The 15,043-nt window shown below is 69.4% G+C and carries 7 protein-coding genes and 5 pseudogenes; 3 read left to right on the forward strand and 9 right to left on the reverse strand.

The genetic code is table 11. The features are described from left to right. Positions 1-3: 3 nt before the first annotated feature. Positions 4-1,408 (forward strand): annotated as a pseudogene (locus tag KIV56_RS09370) (cryptochrome/photolyase family protein). 101 nt (positions 1,409-1,509) lie between these two features. On the opposite strand, the gene KIV56_RS09375 reads toward KIV56_RS09370, so the two are convergent. The 3 genes and pseudogenes from KIV56_RS09375 to aceA form a co-directional block, all read right to left on the reverse strand. After that, entirely contained in the window at positions 1,510-2,043 is a 534-nt protein-coding gene (locus KIV56_RS09375; protein ID WP_348648527.1) for a GNAT family N-acetyltransferase, read from the reverse strand. A 143-nt stretch (positions 2,044-2,186) separates the two neighbouring features. Beyond that, positions 2,187-3,795, reverse strand: a pseudogene (aceB, locus tag KIV56_RS09380) (malate synthase A). A gap of 192 nt (positions 3,796-3,987) precedes the next feature. Beyond that, positions 3,988-5,319 carry an isocitrate lyase gene (gene aceA / locus KIV56_RS09385; protein ID WP_281536001.1) on the reverse strand — a complete coding sequence of 444 codons (1,332 nt, stop codon included), beginning with the start codon at positions 5,317-5,319 and terminating at the stop codon, positions 3,988-3,990. A gap of 141 nt (positions 5,320-5,460) precedes the next feature. On the opposite strand from aceA, the pseudogene KIV56_RS09390 reads away from it, so the two are divergent. Beyond that, positions 5,461-6,952, forward strand: a pseudogene (locus KIV56_RS09390) (helix-turn-helix domain-containing protein). A gap of 123 nt (positions 6,953-7,075) precedes the next feature. Here the strand turns inward: KIV56_RS09390 and KIV56_RS09395 are convergent. The 3 genes and pseudogenes from KIV56_RS09395 to KIV56_RS09405 form a co-directional block, all read right to left on the reverse strand. Further along, positions 7,076-7,924: a transglutaminase family protein gene (locus KIV56_RS09395; protein WP_281536002.1), complete on the reverse strand. Its 849-nt coding sequence runs from the start codon at positions 7,922-7,924 to the stop codon at positions 7,076-7,078. Next, the gene (locus tag KIV56_RS09400; RefSeq protein WP_281536003.1) at positions 7,921-8,850 is read right to left on the reverse strand and encodes an alpha-E domain-containing protein; all 930 of its coding nucleotides are present in this window, start codon (positions 8,848-8,850) and stop codon (positions 7,921-7,923) included. The genes KIV56_RS09395 and KIV56_RS09400 overlap by 4 nt, the downstream gene beginning before the upstream one ends. Further along, positions 8,844-10,566: pseudogene (locus KIV56_RS09405) on the reverse strand (circularly permuted type 2 ATP-grasp protein). The gene KIV56_RS09400 and the pseudogene KIV56_RS09405 overlap by 7 nt, the downstream one beginning before the upstream one ends. 155 nt (positions 10,567-10,721) lie before the next feature. On the opposite strand from KIV56_RS09405, the gene KIV56_RS09410 reads away from it, so the two are divergent. Beyond that, positions 10,722-11,660, forward strand: coding sequence for an ATP-binding cassette domain-containing protein (locus KIV56_RS09410; RefSeq protein ID WP_281536004.1), 939 nt, complete (start codon positions 10,722-10,724; stop codon positions 11,658-11,660). Here KIV56_RS09410 and KIV56_RS09415 read toward each other — a convergent pair. The 3 genes and pseudogenes from KIV56_RS09415 to KIV56_RS09425 all read right to left on the reverse strand — a co-directional run bounded on the left by KIV56_RS09415 (position 11,579) and on the right by KIV56_RS09425 (position 14,983). Further along, entirely contained in the window at positions 11,579-12,334 is a 756-nt protein-coding gene (locus tag KIV56_RS09415; RefSeq protein ID WP_281536005.1) for a GntR family transcriptional regulator, read from the reverse strand. The two genes, KIV56_RS09410 and KIV56_RS09415, sit on opposite strands and share 82 nt — an antisense overlap. 150 nt (positions 12,335-12,484) lie before the next feature. Next, positions 12,485-13,679: pseudogene (locus tag KIV56_RS09420) on the reverse strand (acyl-CoA dehydrogenase family protein). After that, entirely contained in the window at positions 13,676-14,983 is a 1,308-nt protein-coding gene (locus KIV56_RS09425; RefSeq protein ID WP_281536006.1) for a CaiB/BaiF CoA transferase family protein, read from the reverse strand. Before KIV56_RS09425 ends, KIV56_RS09420 begins: the two are co-directional and overlap by 4 nt. Positions 14,984-15,043: the final 60 nt, after the last annotated feature.

Below are 15,043 nucleotides of genomic sequence, written 5' to 3' on the forward strand. Positions count from 1 at the left end.
GCCTTGGGCGCCGGGCCCACGATCGTCTGGTTCCGAGACGACCTCCGGCTCGCAGACAACCCGGCGCTGCACGCGGCCGTCGAACGCGGGCGCCCGATTGTCGCGGTCTACGTCCTCGACGAAGAATCCCCGGGTGTGCGGCCGCTCGGCGGGGCGTCCCGCTGGTGGCTGCACGGCAGCCTGCGCGCGCTCGGCGACTCCCTCGAGGCGCTCGGCGGGAGCCTGCTGCTGCGGCGCGGACCGGCGGCCGACGTCATCGGCGCGCTTGCGGCAGCCACCGGGGCCGGTGCCGTGTTCTGGAACCGCCGCTATGGTGCCGCGGAGCGGGACGTCGACACCGCGATCAAGACCGGGCTGCACGCGGAGGGTAGCGAGGCACGGAGCTTCGCCGGCTCGCTGCTCTTCGAGCCGTGGACCATCCGCACCGGCCAGGGCAACCCGTACTCGGTGTTCACACCGTTCTGGCGCGCCTGCGTCGCCGGGCCTCCCCCGCGCGAGCCGCACCCGGCGCCGGAATCGATCGACGGCTGGTCGGGAGCGCAGCCCTCTGACCGGCTCGAGGACTGGGGGCTCCTGCCCACCCACCCGGACTGGGCCGCGGGCCTCCGCGCCGCGTGGCAGCCGGGTGAGGCCTTCGCCGCCGAGGCGCTCGACACATTTCTGCGCGAGTCGCTTGCGCGCTACGCAAACGAACGGGATGCCCCCGCCCGGGCCGCGACGAGCCGCCTGTCGCCGCGGCTCCGCTGGGGCGAGGTGAGCCCGTTCCAGGTCTGGCACGCCACCCAGCGCGTGCTTCGCGGGGCGGATGCCGCCACCGCGTCGAGCGCGCAGCGATTCCTCACCGAGCTCGGCTGGCGCGAGTTCAGCTATCACGTGCTCTTCCACGCGCCCGAACTCGCGACGGAGAATCTCAAACGTGAGTTCGACCGATTCCCGTGGCCACCGCTCGACGACCGCGTGCTCGAGGCGTGGCAAAGGGGCCGCACCGGCATCCCGCTCGTCGACGCCGGGATGCGCGAGCTCTGGCGGACGGGGAGTATGCACAATCGGGTACGCATGGTCGCCGCTTCATTCCTCACCAAGAATTTACTGATCGACTGGCGGGTCGGCGAGCAGTGGTTCTGGGACACCCTCGTCGACGCCGACGGTGCGAGCAACCCGTTCGGCTGGCAGTGGGTTGCCGGCTCGGGTGCGGACGCGGCCCCCTATTTCCGGGTCTTCAACCCCGAGCCTGCAGGCGGCACGGTTCGATCCGCACGGCGAATACATCCGCGAGTACGTTCCCGAGATCGGCACGGATACCTACCCCGCGCCGCTCGTCGACCTCGGCGAGACCCGGCGTGCGGCTCTTGCCGCCTATGAGTCCGTCAAGGCAGCGAAGGCGCCGGCGCCGGTTCCCCTGCCCTGAGCCTCGACGAGATCCATGAGGTGTCGCATATCGCTGTTCCCGGGCACAACGAACCTCGATGTGCGACACCTCACGGGAGTTCAGGGACTCGCGACTTCCGGTCAGAGGGTGCGCTCGAGCACGAAGTCGTCCTCGTACCGGTCGCCGACCAGGAAGTGCTTGGTGCCAACCCGCGCGAAGCCGTGCTTCTCGTAGAAGCGAATGGCCCGGGCGTTCTCCTGGTTCACCCCGAGCCAGGCACCGCGCGCTTCGCGGGCCCGCGCGGCGTCGAGCGTTGCCGTCATGAGAGACGCGGCCACTCCGCGCCCATGGCTCTCGGCGCGCAGGTAGCACTTGCTGAGCTCGACGGTCGGGCGGATGCTGATGGCCCCGAGCACGTCCGGATCGGCCGGTTCGCCGAAGATCAGCATGGTGTAGCCGAGCGAGAGCCCGGTGTCCGGGTCTTCGGCGAGGAACAGCATCCGCTGGGGGTCGGCGAGGTAGGTGTCGAAGTTCGCCTCGGCCAGGACGTCGCGGAGGAACGCGGCGATCGCCTCCGCTGTCGTGTGCGGAGGGCACGCGAGCGCGAAGGTCGCAGCAGCCAGTTCGGCGAGCACCCCGGCATCCGCCGCCCCGGCCGTTCGTATCTCAATCACCACCCCACCCTACCGACCCCGAACCCCGGATCCCTCCCTCACCGCCTCCCGCGAGAGCGCACTTTTGGCCCTTTAAACCCGAGGGTTAAAGGGCCAAAAGTGTACTCTCGCGGACCACGGCTCCCGGAACCGAGACGGGGACGTCAGAGGTAGCGGGCGTAGGCGCCGACGGTGAGGAAGGTCGGGAACTCGGGCTCGAGCGCCGAGGTACGGAACACCGACAGGGCGTCGTCGAAGCGGTCGCCTGGCGTGCGCGGCAAGCCGGCGAACACCTCGGCGACCAGGCCGTCCACCCACGGTCCGTCGATGCGCACCCCCTCGGCGGTGACCGAGTTGTCGTGGATCCACTGCCACACCTGCGAGCGGGAGATCTCCGCGGTTGCGGCGTCCTCCATCAGGTTGTCGATCGCCGCGGCCCCCACGCCGCGCAGCCAGGACTCGATGTAGCGCAGCCCGATCGTGATGTTGTCGCGCACGCCGGCCGTGGTGATCTGCCCGCCGACGGATGCGACGTCGAGCAGGCTCCGCGGCGGTCACGCTGACCTCGTCGCGGGTGCGTTCGAGTTGGTTCGGCCGCGCGCCGAGCACGGCGTCGAACTCGGCCTGGGCGGTCGGGATCAGGTCGGGGTGGGCGACCCAGGTGCCGTCGAAACCGTCGCCGGCCTCGCGCTTCTTGTCCGCCGCGACCTGTTCGAGGGCGCGCGCGGTCACCTCGGGGTCGCGCCGGTTCGGGATGAACGCGCTCATGCCGCCGATGGCATACGCGCCGCGGCCGTGGCAGGTCGAGACGAGCAGCTCGGTGTACGCCCGCATGAACGGCACGGTCATCGTGATCTGCTTGCGGTCGGGGAAGACGAACCGGCGCCCGCGGGCACGGAAGGTCTTGATGATGCTGAAGATGTAGTCCCAGCGGCCGGCGTTGAGTCCTGCGCAGTGGTCGCGGAGCTCGTAGAGGATCTCCTCCATCTCGAAGGCGGCCTGGATCGTCTCGATCAGCACGGTCGCGCGGATCGTGCCGTACGGGATGCCGAGGGCGTCTTCGGAGTGACTGAAGATGTCGTCCCAGAGCCGGGCCTCGAGGTGGCTTTCGAGCTTCGGCAGGTAGAAGTACGGTCCGCTGCCGCCCTCGATGAGGCGCTGGGCGTTGTGGAAGAAGTAGAGGCCGAAGTCGACGAGACTGCCTGAGGCGCTCATCGTGCGGTTCGCGCGGTCGACGAAGCTGATGTTCTTCTCGACGAGGTGCCAGCCGCGTGGGCGCATCACGATCGTCGGGGTCGCACCCGTCGCGTCGCCCGTGACGGTGTACTCCTTGCCCTCCGGGCTCGTGAAGTCGAGCTGCCCGCGGACGGTGTCGAACAGGGTGATCTGGCCTTCGATGACGTTGGCCCAGGTCGGGCTCGTGGCGTCTTCCTGGTCGGCGAGCCAGACCTTGGCACCCGAGTTGAGCGCGTTGATGGCCATCTTGCGGTCGGTCGGGCCGGTGATCTCCACGCGGCGGTCCTCGAGGCCGGGGCCTGCGCCGGCGACGCGCCAGCTCGGGTCGCGGCGGATGTGCGCCGTCTCGGTGAGGAAGCCGGGGTCGCGCCCGTTGGCGGCGTCCACGCGCTTCCGCAGCCGGGTCGCGAGCAGGTCGTGCCGGGTGCCCGCGAACCGGTCGTGCAGCTCGGAGACGAAGTCGAGCGCTGCGGGGGTGAGGATCTCGTCGTAGCGTGCGCCGAGGTCGCCGGTGACCTCGAGGTGCGGCTGCGTCATGGCGAAGCTGCCGGTGTTCGTGGTCGGGGCGACCGTGTCGGTCGTCGCCAGGGGGAATTCATGGTGTGTCTCCTTCTGGAGGGTGAGGTCGCGGTGGGTCTGGGTGGTGAGCGGATGCGGCCGCCGGGTGGCCGCATCCGCTCGGGGGTGAGACGGGTCAGAACATTGAGCGGTTGAGAATCGCTGAGCGGGTTAGAACTGCTCGGCCTCGGTGGAGCCGACGAGGGCGAGGGTGGCGCTGTTCGGGTTGAGCGCGGTGGCGATCTTGTCGAAGTAGCCGGTGCCGACCTCCCGCTGGTGGCGGGTCGCGGTGTAGCCGTCGGCCTCTGAGGCGAATTCGGCCTCCTGGAGTTCGACGTATGCGCTCATCTGGCGTTCGGAGTAGTCCTTGGCGAGGGTGAACATCGAGTGGTTGAGGGCGTGGAAGCCTGCGAGGGTGATGAACTGGAAGGCGTACCCGGCCTTCGCGAGCTCACGCTGGAACGCCTCGATCTGGGCGTCGTTGAGGTGCGACTTCCAGTTGAACGACGGCGAGCAGTTGTAGGCGAGCTTCTTGCCCGGGAACTGCGCGTGGATCTCGGCGGCGAAGCGCTGCGCGAGCTCCAGGTCGGGTTCGGAGCTTTCCACCCAGAGCAGGTCGGCGTACGGTGCGTACGCGAGGCCACGGGCGATGACGACGTCGATGCCGTTCTGGGTGTCGTAGAAGCCCTCGGCGGTGCGCCCGCCGGTGAGGAACTCCTGGTCGCGCTCGTCGATGTCGCTCGTGATGAGCGTCGCGGCGAGGGAGTCGGTGCGCGCGATGATGATCGTGGGCACGCCCGCGACATCCGCCGCGAGACGGGCGGCGTTCAGGGTGCGGATGTGCTGGCCGGTGGGGACGAGAACCTTGCCGCCCATGTGGCCGCACTTCTTCTCGCTCGCGAGCTGGTCTTCCCAGTGCACGCCGGCCGCTCCGGCCTCGATCATCGACTGCATGAGTTCGTAGGCGTTGAGCGGGCCGCCGAAACCGGCCTCGGCGTCGGCGACGATCGGTGCGAGCCAGTCGATGCCGGTGCCGGCTCCGCCGTTTGCGGCTGCTTCGCTCGACTCGATCTGGTCGGCGCGGAGCAGCGCGTTGTTGATGCGGCGCACGACCGAGGGGACGGAGTTCGCGGGGTAGAGCGACTGGTCGGGGTAGGTCTGGCCGGAGAGGTTGGCGTCGGCGGCGACCTGCCAGCCGGAGAGGTAGATCGCCTTGAGGCCGGCGCGCACCTGCTGCACGGCCTGGTTGCCGGTGAGGGCGCCGAGGGCGCGCACCCACTCGGGGTTCTCCGCCGTGCCGTTCTGGTGGATGAGGTTCCAGAGGTTCTCGGCGCCGCGGCGGGCGAGGGTGCGGTCCTCGCGGACCGAGCCGCGGAGACTGATGACATCCTCCGCGGTGTAGTCGCGGCGGATGCCGTTCCAGCGTGCGTCGGCCGCCCACTCGAGGGCGAGTTCGGCGGCGGTCTGGGTCTGGTCGCCGGGGCGGGCTGCGTTCTCGGTCATGCTGTCTCCTTGGGTTTGCGTCATTGCTTGCCTGTGACACCTACTCTGCGGTGGTTGGGCGGCCCGAACCCCTGCCGAGATCACAGAAGAAATGAAGTTCTTCTGCTTGCGTGAAGTTCTGCACCGTGTGAGCATGGTGCGATGATCAACGCCGATCCCTCCCTGCGCACCGCCCTGTCCCAGCCTGAACCCGACGAGCACGGGATCGACGCCCTGACTCTCGGCCGGCGCATCCGTGAACTGCGCGGCTCCCGCCGGATGACCCTCGACACCCTCGCCGCCGCGGTCGGGCGGGCGCCGTCGCAGGTGTCGATGATCGAGAACGGCAAACGGGAGCCGCGCCTGTCGATGCTGCGCTCGATCGCGACCGCGCTCGGCACGACCGTCGACGAGCTGCTCAAGACCGAGGCGCCGTCGGAGCGGGCCGCCCTCGAGATCGCCGTGGAACGGGCCCAGCGGGGGCCGGTGTTCACGGCCCTCGGGCTGCCGCACATCCGAATCGGCCGGTCAACGAGCGATGAGGCGCTGCAGACGATCCTCACCCTGCACCACGAGATCGAGCGCCTGCACCGGGAACGGGCGGCGACACCCGAGGAGGCACGGCGGGCGAATGCCGAGCCTGCGCGGCATCATGCGCGCGCGGGACAACTACTTCCCCGAGCTCGAGGCCCAGGCGCTCGGGCTGCTGCGCGCGGTCGGCCATACCGGCGGACCGGTGCCGCAGCGGGTCGTCGCCGACATGGCCGCGCACCTCGGCTATTCGCTGCATTACGTCGCGGACCTGCCGCACTCGACGCGCTCGGTCACCGACAAGCGCAACGGCCGGATCTACCTCCCGATCGAGCAGACGGCCTCCCGGGACACCCGCTCGCCGATCCTGCAGGCCTTCGCGAGCGCGCTCTGCGGGCACGAGGAGCCGACAAGTTATGCGGAATTTCTGCGGCAGCGGGTCGAGACCAACTACCTGACGGCGGCGATCCTGCTGCCGGAGGACGATGCCGTGAAGCTTCTGGCCGAGGCGAAGGCGCAGCGCAGCATCTCGATGGAGGACCTGCGGGACGCCTTCGCGGTCTCCTACGAGACGGCCGCGCACCGGTTCACGAACCTCGCAACGGCCCGGCTCGGCATCCCGGTGCACTTCATGAAGGTGCACGAGTCCGGCACGATCATCAAGGCCTACGAGAACGACTCTGTCCGGTTCCCGAGCGACGCCCTCGGCGCCGTCGAGGGTACGACGGTCTGCCGCAGCTGGACGGCCCGGACGGTCTTCGACGTCGCCGACCGGTTCAGCCCCTGGTACCAGTACACCGACACCCCGTCCGGCACCTTCTGGTGCACCTCCCGCATCGCGAAGGCGAAGGAGGGCGAGTACTCGGTGAGCGTGGGCGTGCCGTTCTCGGAGACGAAGTGGTTCCTCGGCCGCGAAACGAACAACCGGGCCGTCTCACGGTGCCCGGACGAGAGCTGCTGTCGCAGCGCCCCCGGCGAGCTCGCCGAGCGCTGGGCGGGCCAGGCCTGGCCGGCCGCGCGCACCCCGACGAGCCTGCTCGCCGCGCTGCCGACCGGCACGTTCCCCGGCGTCGACCAGACCGAGGTCTACCAGTTCCTGGAATCCCACTCCCCCACCGCCTGAGCGGCCACCGGCCTTCCAGCGGATGTCCGTTGGCATAACTCCTGCACATTTCCGGCTCGGCCCGGAAGTTACCCGAAATTCCGGGGCAGGACCTCCGGCATCCCGGAATGTGCAGGAGCTATGTCAGAGGGCCTCGCGGGTGATCTCGACCTTGACGAAGAGCTGGGAGCCCGCGGAACCGGCGTAGACGCCGCGGAGCGGCGGCACGTCGTTGTAATCGCGGCCACGGCCGACGGAGACGTGCCGGTCACCGATCTCGATCAGGTTCGTCGGGTCGAATCCGCGCCACTCTCCGCAGAACCATTCGACCCAGGCGTGGGATTCACCGGTGACCGTCTCGCCGACCTCGGCGTTCGGCCTCGGGTGCAGGTAGCCGGAGACGTACCGGGCCGGGATCCCGACCGAGCGCAGGGCGCCGAGGGCGATGTGCGTGATGTCCTGGCAGACACCGCGCCGGTCGTTCCAGGCCTCCTCCGCCGTCGAGTGCACTCCGGTGACACCCTGGACGTACTGCATCTGGTCGCCGATCGCGGCACAGATCTCGTAGGCGGCCGAGCAGGAGCTCGTGTGGCGCGCGGCGATTTCGGCGGCGAGCGCCTCGACATCCATCGGCGGTTTCGTCAGGCGGGTCTGCCGGGAGTGCTCGAAGAGCGTGGAGGTGCGCAGGGCATCCGCGGCGAGGTCGACCCAGGTGTGTTCGTGGGTCTCGTGCTCACGCGGTCGCACCTCGACGAGGCTGTTGGCGGTGAGCATCAGTTCGGAGTGCGGGGTGAGCACTTCGAACGAGGAGACCCGGGTACCCCAGTAGTCGGCGTAGTAGTGGTTGCCCGCCGCCGGACTGATCTCGAGGTTCGAGAACAGCACGAACTGGTCAACGGAACTGACCGGCAGCATCCGCGCTTCGTTGTAGGAGGCGGCGACCTCGCCCTTGTAGCGGTACCCGGTCGTGTGCCGGATCCGGAGGCGGTTCACGAGGCTTCCCCTGTCCAGGTCGGAACGTTCCCCTTCGGGAAGTACCTGTTTCCGATTGCTTCGGAGGCGGTACTCGTCGCGTCCTGGACGCGCATCATCTGCAGCGGCAGGTCATTCAGAATGTCCATGATCGGTCGGTACTCCAGTTGGCTGCGGATTTGGCCGAGCACCCTCTGAGCCTGGCCGGTGACACCGGCCCGGTCCGTGCGCGGCTCGAGGTCGCGCAGGCACTGTTCGGCGCGCGAAACCGAGAACACGATCGACCTGGGGAACAACCGGTCCATCAGCAGGTACTCGGCGGCGTTCCGGGCGGACGGCACCCCGCGGTAGGTGCGCAGGTAGGACTCGTACGCGCCGCACGAACGCAGGATCGTCGTCCACGACGGCCCGCTCGCCTCGGTCAGCGACCGGGTGGCGAGGAGGCGTGCCGTCATATCGGCCTGCTCGAGGCTGCGCCCGAGAGTGAAGAAATGCCAGGCGTCGTCCCTGCTCGCGCCGGCCTCGACGATCCCGACGGCGAGGGCGGCACGTTCCCGCACCCACGCGAAGTAGTCGTGGGTCTTCTCGCTCGCGACCTTGCGCGGCATCCGCGCGCTCGTCGTGTTGAGGCACTCCCAGAGCTCGGTCGGCACGATCTCCCGCGCCCGACGGGCGTTCTCGCGTGCCGAGGTGATCGAGTACGCGATCGAAGCCGGGTGCGTGCGGTCCATGGCGAGGGTCGCGAGCACGTCCTTGCGGGTGAGCTCGCCCTCGGCAGGGACGGGGCTGCCCATCAGCTGCAGGAGCGACCGGCACGCGAGGTTCTCCTCGATCCACGGATCCTCGAGCAGAAGCTGGAGGTGCACGTCGAGGATGCGGGCGGTGCCGTCGCTGCGCTCGATGTACCGTCCGATCCAGAACAGGCTTTCTGCAATGCGACTCAACATTCCCGGTCCTCCTGCGCCGATGACTTCGATGCCGCCGGCGCCGCTGCGGACACCGGTTGCTTCCCCTGCTGCTGTTGTTGCTGCTGTTGTTGCTCCTGCTGGTCGCTGTTGCCCAGCGGTTTGTCCTGGGGCGAGTGGTCGACGGGGTGCGTGCCCGCGGCCGTCGCCTGGGTGTTCGCGGCCTGGTCGGCCACAAGACCCTGGATGTTGCGGGCGGAGGACTCGTGGTAGAAGTCGGGTTCGAGCCCGATCACCCAGGTGTCCTTGGACCCGCCGCCCTGGCTCGAGTTGACGACGAGCTCGCCCTCGGGCAGGGCGACGCGGGTCAGCCCGCCCGGCAGCACCCAGACATCCGTGCCGTCGTTCACTGCGAAGGGGCGCAGGTCGGCGTGGCGCGGCCTCATTCCGTCCTCGACCAGGGTCGGGATGGTCGAGAGCTGCACGACGGGCTGCGCGATCCAGCCGCGCGGGTCACGCAGCAGCTGCTTCCGCAGCGTCGCGAGCTCCGCCTTCGACGCGGCGGGCCCCACGACGAGGCCCTTGCCCCCTGAGCCGTCGACGGGCTTGACCACGAGCTCGTCGAGCCGGTCGAGCACCTCTTCGAGCGCGAGGGGATCCTCGAGCCGCCAGGTGTCGACGTTCGGGATGATCGCGTCTTCGCCGAGGTAGTAGCGGATGAGATCGGGCAGGTAGGTGTAGACGAGCTTGTCGTCCGCGACCCCGTTCCCGACCGCGTTCGCGATCGTGACGTTTCCGAGCCGGGCTGCCATCAGCATGCCGGGCGACCCGAGCTGGGAGTCCGCACGGAACTGGAGCGGGTCGAGGAACTCGTCGTCGACCCGGCGATAGATCACGTCGACCCGGGTGGGGCCGGCGGTCGTGCGCATCCAGACGCGCCCGCCCGAGCAGAACAGGTCGCGGCCCTCGACGAGGCTCGACGCCCATCAGCCGGGCGAGCAGGGTGTGTTCGAAGTAGGCGGAGTTGAAGACGCCCGGGGTGAGCACGACGACGTTGGGGTCGTCGACCCCGGCGGGGGCGGATGCCCGCAGCGCCTGGAGAAGCTTGTTCGGATAGTCGCCGACGGGGCGCACCCGCATCGAGACGAAGAGTTCCGGGAGGGTCTGAGCCATCACGCGCCGGTTGGAGATGACATAGCTCACGCCGCTCGGCACCCGGACATTGTCCTCGAGCACCCGCCAGGCACCCTTTTCGTCGCGGATCAGGTCGATGCCGGAAACCTGGATGCGCACGTTGTTGGCCGAGACGATGCCGGCGGCCTGCCGGTGGAAGTGGTTCGACGAACTGATCAGGCTCGCCGGGATGACGCCGTCGTGCACGGCGGCCTGGGGGCCATAGATATCGGCGAGGAACGCCTCGAGAGCGAGAACGCGCTGCTTGATCCCGGCCTCGACGGTGACCCATTCCGGCTGCTCGATCACCCGCGGCACGGCGTCGAGCGGGAACGGCCGCTCTTCCCCGGCGAAGTCGAAGGTGACTCCCTGGGCGAGGTAGGAGCTCGCGAGCGCCGCGGTGCGGCCGCGCAACTCCTCCTGGGTCATTTTGGCCAGGGCGCCGTAAACGTCCTTGTACGCCGCGCGCGTTTCCGTCGGAGTGAGCGAGGACGGATCCGGGAACATCTCGTCCCAGGCGCTCCCTGACCCCGTCCGTTTCCGACTCTTCGTAGTGGCACCGTAGCCGGTGAACAGGTCAACCATGGTCGGAGCGTAGTCGCCTCATGTTGCGGGATTGTTTCGCCACACCGTCCGCGCGACATGTATGCAAAGTGACAAAATCGTGGGCTGAGAATTCGACATTCTTGGCGATTTGGCGGAGGATATGGTCAAGATTGCATACAGCACTTGGAGACGCAATGATCAGCCCGGCCGTGACCCCCTTCCCCGATCCCGACCTGGCCGTCACGGCACCGGGAACTGCGAAACAGGCCACCGTCGCAGATCATCCCGACGAGGACCCCGTGCCTTCCCACGCCTTCCGGGCGAGCTCCGTGCTCGACGTGCGCGGCCTCGGCGTCTCGTCGACCATCACGACCCTGACCCCGGTGGATGCGATCACCCTGTCGGTCTCGCACGGCGAGTCGCTCGGCCTCGTCGGGACCGTGGCGGCCGGCGCGATCTCGGTGGCGCTCGCCATCGCGGGGCAGCTCCCGGAGGGCGCCAGGATCGCGGAGGGCTCGATCCTCGTTGAGGGCGTCGAGCTGGTCGGCCTCGGGCGCCGTCCGGCGGCACGCCTGCTCAGTACAGCGATCGGCTACCTTCCCGCCAACCCGCTCAACAGCTTCGACCTCACCCGCTCGGTCAGGAACCAGCTCGCCGGCGCACTCCGGAAACGCATCGGCGTCACCCCGGACGTCGCGAGGCGGCACATCGTCGACCTGCTCGACCTGGTCGGTGTCGTCGATCCGGCCGCCCGGGCCCGGCAATACCCGCAGGACCTCGACCCCATCGTGCTCCACCGGGTGGTCCTGGCCGCCGTCCTCTCCGGCGACCCCGCCCTCGTCATCGCCGTCTCCCCCGGTGCGGGACTCGAGGAGGATGCCCGGGCGGCGCACGCCACCCTGCTGCGTGATGTCTGGCACGCGAAGGAGTTCGCACTCCTCGTCGCGTCGACCGATTTCGAGATCGTCGCCGAGACCTGTGACCGGGTCGCGGTGCTCGAGGCCGGCCGGATCGCCCTGCAGGGGTCTGTGACCGAGATCCGGGACGCGCGTTACGGCGTGAAGTCGGCCAGATCGGCGAGGTCCGCCGCGTCGATGGCGTCCGAATCGAGCGAATGGGCGTCGACGGACTGATCCGCGCCCGGCGCGCCGACGGAGTCCTCGCCCTGGTCCCAGCTCAGCACAGAATTGCGTGCGGCCAGAATGTGCGATCGCATGGCCGTTGCCGCCCAGAGCGCATCGTGCGAGAGCAGGGCGGTGAGGATGTCGCGGTGATGGTGATTGCTCACCGCGCGGAAAGAGCCGCTGTCGCGTCGAAAGGCCTTCGCCATGAGCGGCACCCGGCCGACGGACACGGTCAGGCGGGTGAGCTGGGCGTTCTCGGCCGCGGTGACGATGATGCGGTGGAATTCGGCGTTGAGTTCGCCGAGTCGGGAAATACCGGCGTCGTCCTCCGCGAGCACGAACTCGTCCATCAGGGTGATCAGGTCGGCGAGACGCGCGAGGTCGCCGTCGAAGATCCGCACTGCGGCGAGGCCCGCTGCGCGGCTCTCGAGCATGGCCCGCAAGTAGTAGGTCTCGCGCATCTGCTCGGTTGTCCAGGCGATGACCGTCGCGCCCTTGTTCGGCACGAATTCGACGAGGCCGGTCTCGTCGAGTCTCCGCAACGCTTCGCGGATCGGGGTGCGGCTGACGCCGAGTTCCTCGGCAAGGGCTTGCTCCCGCAGGGTGGCATTGCCCGGGATCTCACCGGAGAGGATACGGCCGCGCAGGTATGCGAATGCGGCCTGTCCGCCTGTTACCGACACTATTTCCACCCGATGTCCTCGTCGCCACGTGCGCGTCTCTCAACTATGACACACGGCGTTCCGGCGAAGACGGCACGGAAGGCCCGGGTGGGCGCGCCTGCCGCGAAGTGGGGGTACGGCCGGACACGACCTGCGATTGCCCTCGCGGTGTCAGAACGCCGACAGCCCGGTGAGGGCGCGACCGATCACGAGCTGGTGGATCTCGTCCGTGCCCTCGTAGGTGCGGACGGACTCGAGGTTGGCGAGGTGCCGCATGACCGGAAACTCGTTCGTCACGCCGTCGCCACCGAGGATCGACCGGGCGAGGCCGGCGATCCGGATGGCCTCGCGCACGCTGTTGAGCTTGCCGACGCTGATCTGCGCCGGCGTGAGGGTGCCGCGTTCCTTCAGCCGCCCGAGGTGCAGGGCGAGGAGGACGCCCTTTTCGTACTCGACGAGCATGTCGGCGAGTTTGGCCTGGGTGAGCCTGCATCGCCCCGATCGGGCGGCCGAACACCTCGCGACTGCGTGACCGGGCGATCGCAGCGTCGAGGCAGCTCCTGGCGGCGCCCATGGCGCCCCAGACGATGCCGAATCTGGCCTCGTTCAGGCAGCCGAACGGGCCGGAGAGCCCCGTGGCGCCGGGCAGCACGGCGTCGGCGGGCAGGCGCACCCCGTCGAGCGTGACGTCGCACTGGATGGACGCGCGCATCGAGAGTTTGCCTGCGATCGGTGTGGCCGTGAACCCGGCGGTCTCGGTGGGAACGAGGAATCCGCGCACCCCGGCATCCGTCTGCGCCCACACCACCGCCACGTCAGCGACGCTCGCGAGGCCGATCCAGCGTTTGGTGCCCGTGAGCACCCAGTCGTCGCCGTCGCGACGGGCGAACGTGCGCATCGCGGCGGGGTCGCTGCCGCCGGTCGGTTCGGTGAGGGCGAAGCAGCCGATGAGCGCGCCCGCGGCCATGCCGGGCAGCCAGCGCTGCTTCTGGTCTTCCGATCCATACTTGTGGATAGCCGACATGGCGAGCGAGCCCTGCACCGAGACGAGGGTGCGCCAGCCGCTGTCGGCGGCCTCGAGTTCGAGGCAGACGAGGCCGTAGCTCACTGCATTCGCGCCTGCGCAGCCGTAGCCCTCGAGGTGCATGCCGAGGAAACCGGCCGCGCCGAGCTCGGCGACAAGGTCGGCGCGGAAAAACCGGTCCTCGAAGTCCTGCTCGATAGTGGGCAGGATGCGGTTGGTCGCGAACGCGCGGGCCTTGCGCGACCAGACGACCTCCTCTGCGGCGAGGAGCTCGTCGAGATCGAAGACCGAGTCGACGAGAGGACTGGCGACGAGCGGGGTGGGACGGCCTGATGCGGTCACGAGAGGTCCTGTTCGGTTCGGCGGAGCGCGGTGGGGGGTGCGGGAGTGGGCCTGAATGCGGGTGCGGGGGCGGATGCCGGTGCGGGATCCGCCGCAGCGGCCGCGCCGGGGCCGTTGCGACCGCCCGGCTCGAGCCAGTCGGCCCCGGCATGTTCGCCGAGCCGGGGCGGGGGCAGCCGATAGTCGGCCGGACGCGTGCCGAGGTGGATCGGATTGGCGACCTGGCGACTGATGCGCCGGGGGTCCTCGCCGGAGACGAGCTCGACGACGGGCGCGCCTCCGAGCCGCTCTGCGAAGGCGAAGGCCTCGCTGATCGAGTTGACGAGTCCGGCGGGCACCCCGGCGTCCGTGAGCGTGTCGACCCAGTGCGCCGCCGGATGGCCGCCGAGCAGTGCCTCGAGCGCGGGCCGGAGCTCGGAGCGGTGGCGCACCCGGTCGGCGTTGCCCAGATAGCGCGGGTCGGTCGCGAGGCCGGGCGCGCCGAGGAGGCGCACGAGGGTGCGGAACTGGGAGTCTGTGCCGACGGCGATGACAAGGTCGCGGTCGGACGCCGTGAAGAGCTCGTACGGGGCGATGCTCGGGTGGGCGTTGCCGAGGCGGGCCGGAGAGTGCCCGGTGGCGAGGGTGCCGGCGGCCTGGTTCGTGAGTGCCGAGAGCAGGGTCGACAGGAGGTCGACCTCGACGCGCCCTCCGGTTGATTCGTCCGGGTCCTCGGTGGCGGCGCAGCGGGAGTCGCGTTCGCGGAGAGCGAGCAGGATGCCGCTGAGCGCGTTGAGGCCGGCGAGCACGTCCACGAGGGCGACGCCGACCTTGCTCGGCTCCCCCTCCGCCGGACCTGTCACGCTCATCAGGCCGCCGACGGCCTGCACGAGGAGGTCGTATCCGGGCAGCCGCGCGCCGGCTCCCGCGCCGAAACCCGTGATCGAGCAGTAGACGACGCCGGGGTTCGCGGCGCGCACGGCCTCGTAGCCGAGTCCGAACCGTTCCATCACGCCGGGCCGGAAATTCTCCACCACGACATCCGCCGTGGTCGCGAGGCGCCAGGCTGCCGCGCATCCCTCGTCGGTGCCGAGGTCGCAGACGACCGAGCGCTTGTTGCGGTTGACCGCACCGAAGTAGGTGGACGAGCCCTGGGCATCCGTGGGCGGCAGCCACTGCCGGGTGTCGTCCCCTGCCGGACTCTCGATCTTGATCACGTCGGCGCCGAAGTCGGCGAGCATCATCGTCGCATACGGACCGGCGAGCACCCGCGAGAAGTCGGCGACCCTCAGCCGGGGTGCACGGGCGGACGGTTCGTGCGGCATCAACTCACCTCGGTCCCCATCGACGAGTCCGGCCGGCCACACTGACGGGACTCTGTTGTG

The organism is Cryobacterium breve, from assembly GCF_027594785.1.
Lineage (GTDB): Bacteria > Actinomycetota > Actinomycetes > Actinomycetales > Microbacteriaceae > Cryobacterium > Cryobacterium breve_A.

Excerpts from the sequence above, each read along its gene's own strand:
- aceA (WP_281536001.1), bottom strand. The coding sequence starts at position 5,319 with ATGACCGAGAACGCAGCCCGCCCCGGCGACCAGACCCAGACCGCCGCC.
- KIV56_RS09400 (WP_281536003.1), bottom strand. The coding sequence starts at position 8,850 with ATGTTGAGTCGCATTGCAGAAAGCCTGTTCTGGATCGGACGGTACATC.
- KIV56_RS09410 (WP_281536004.1), top strand. The coding sequence starts at position 10,722 with ATGATCAGCCCGGCCGTGACCCCCTTCCCCGATCCCGACCTGGCCGTC.
- KIV56_RS09425 (WP_281536006.1), bottom strand. The coding sequence starts at position 14,983 with ATGCCGCACGAACCGTCCGCCCGTGCACCCCGGCTGAGGGTCGCCGAC.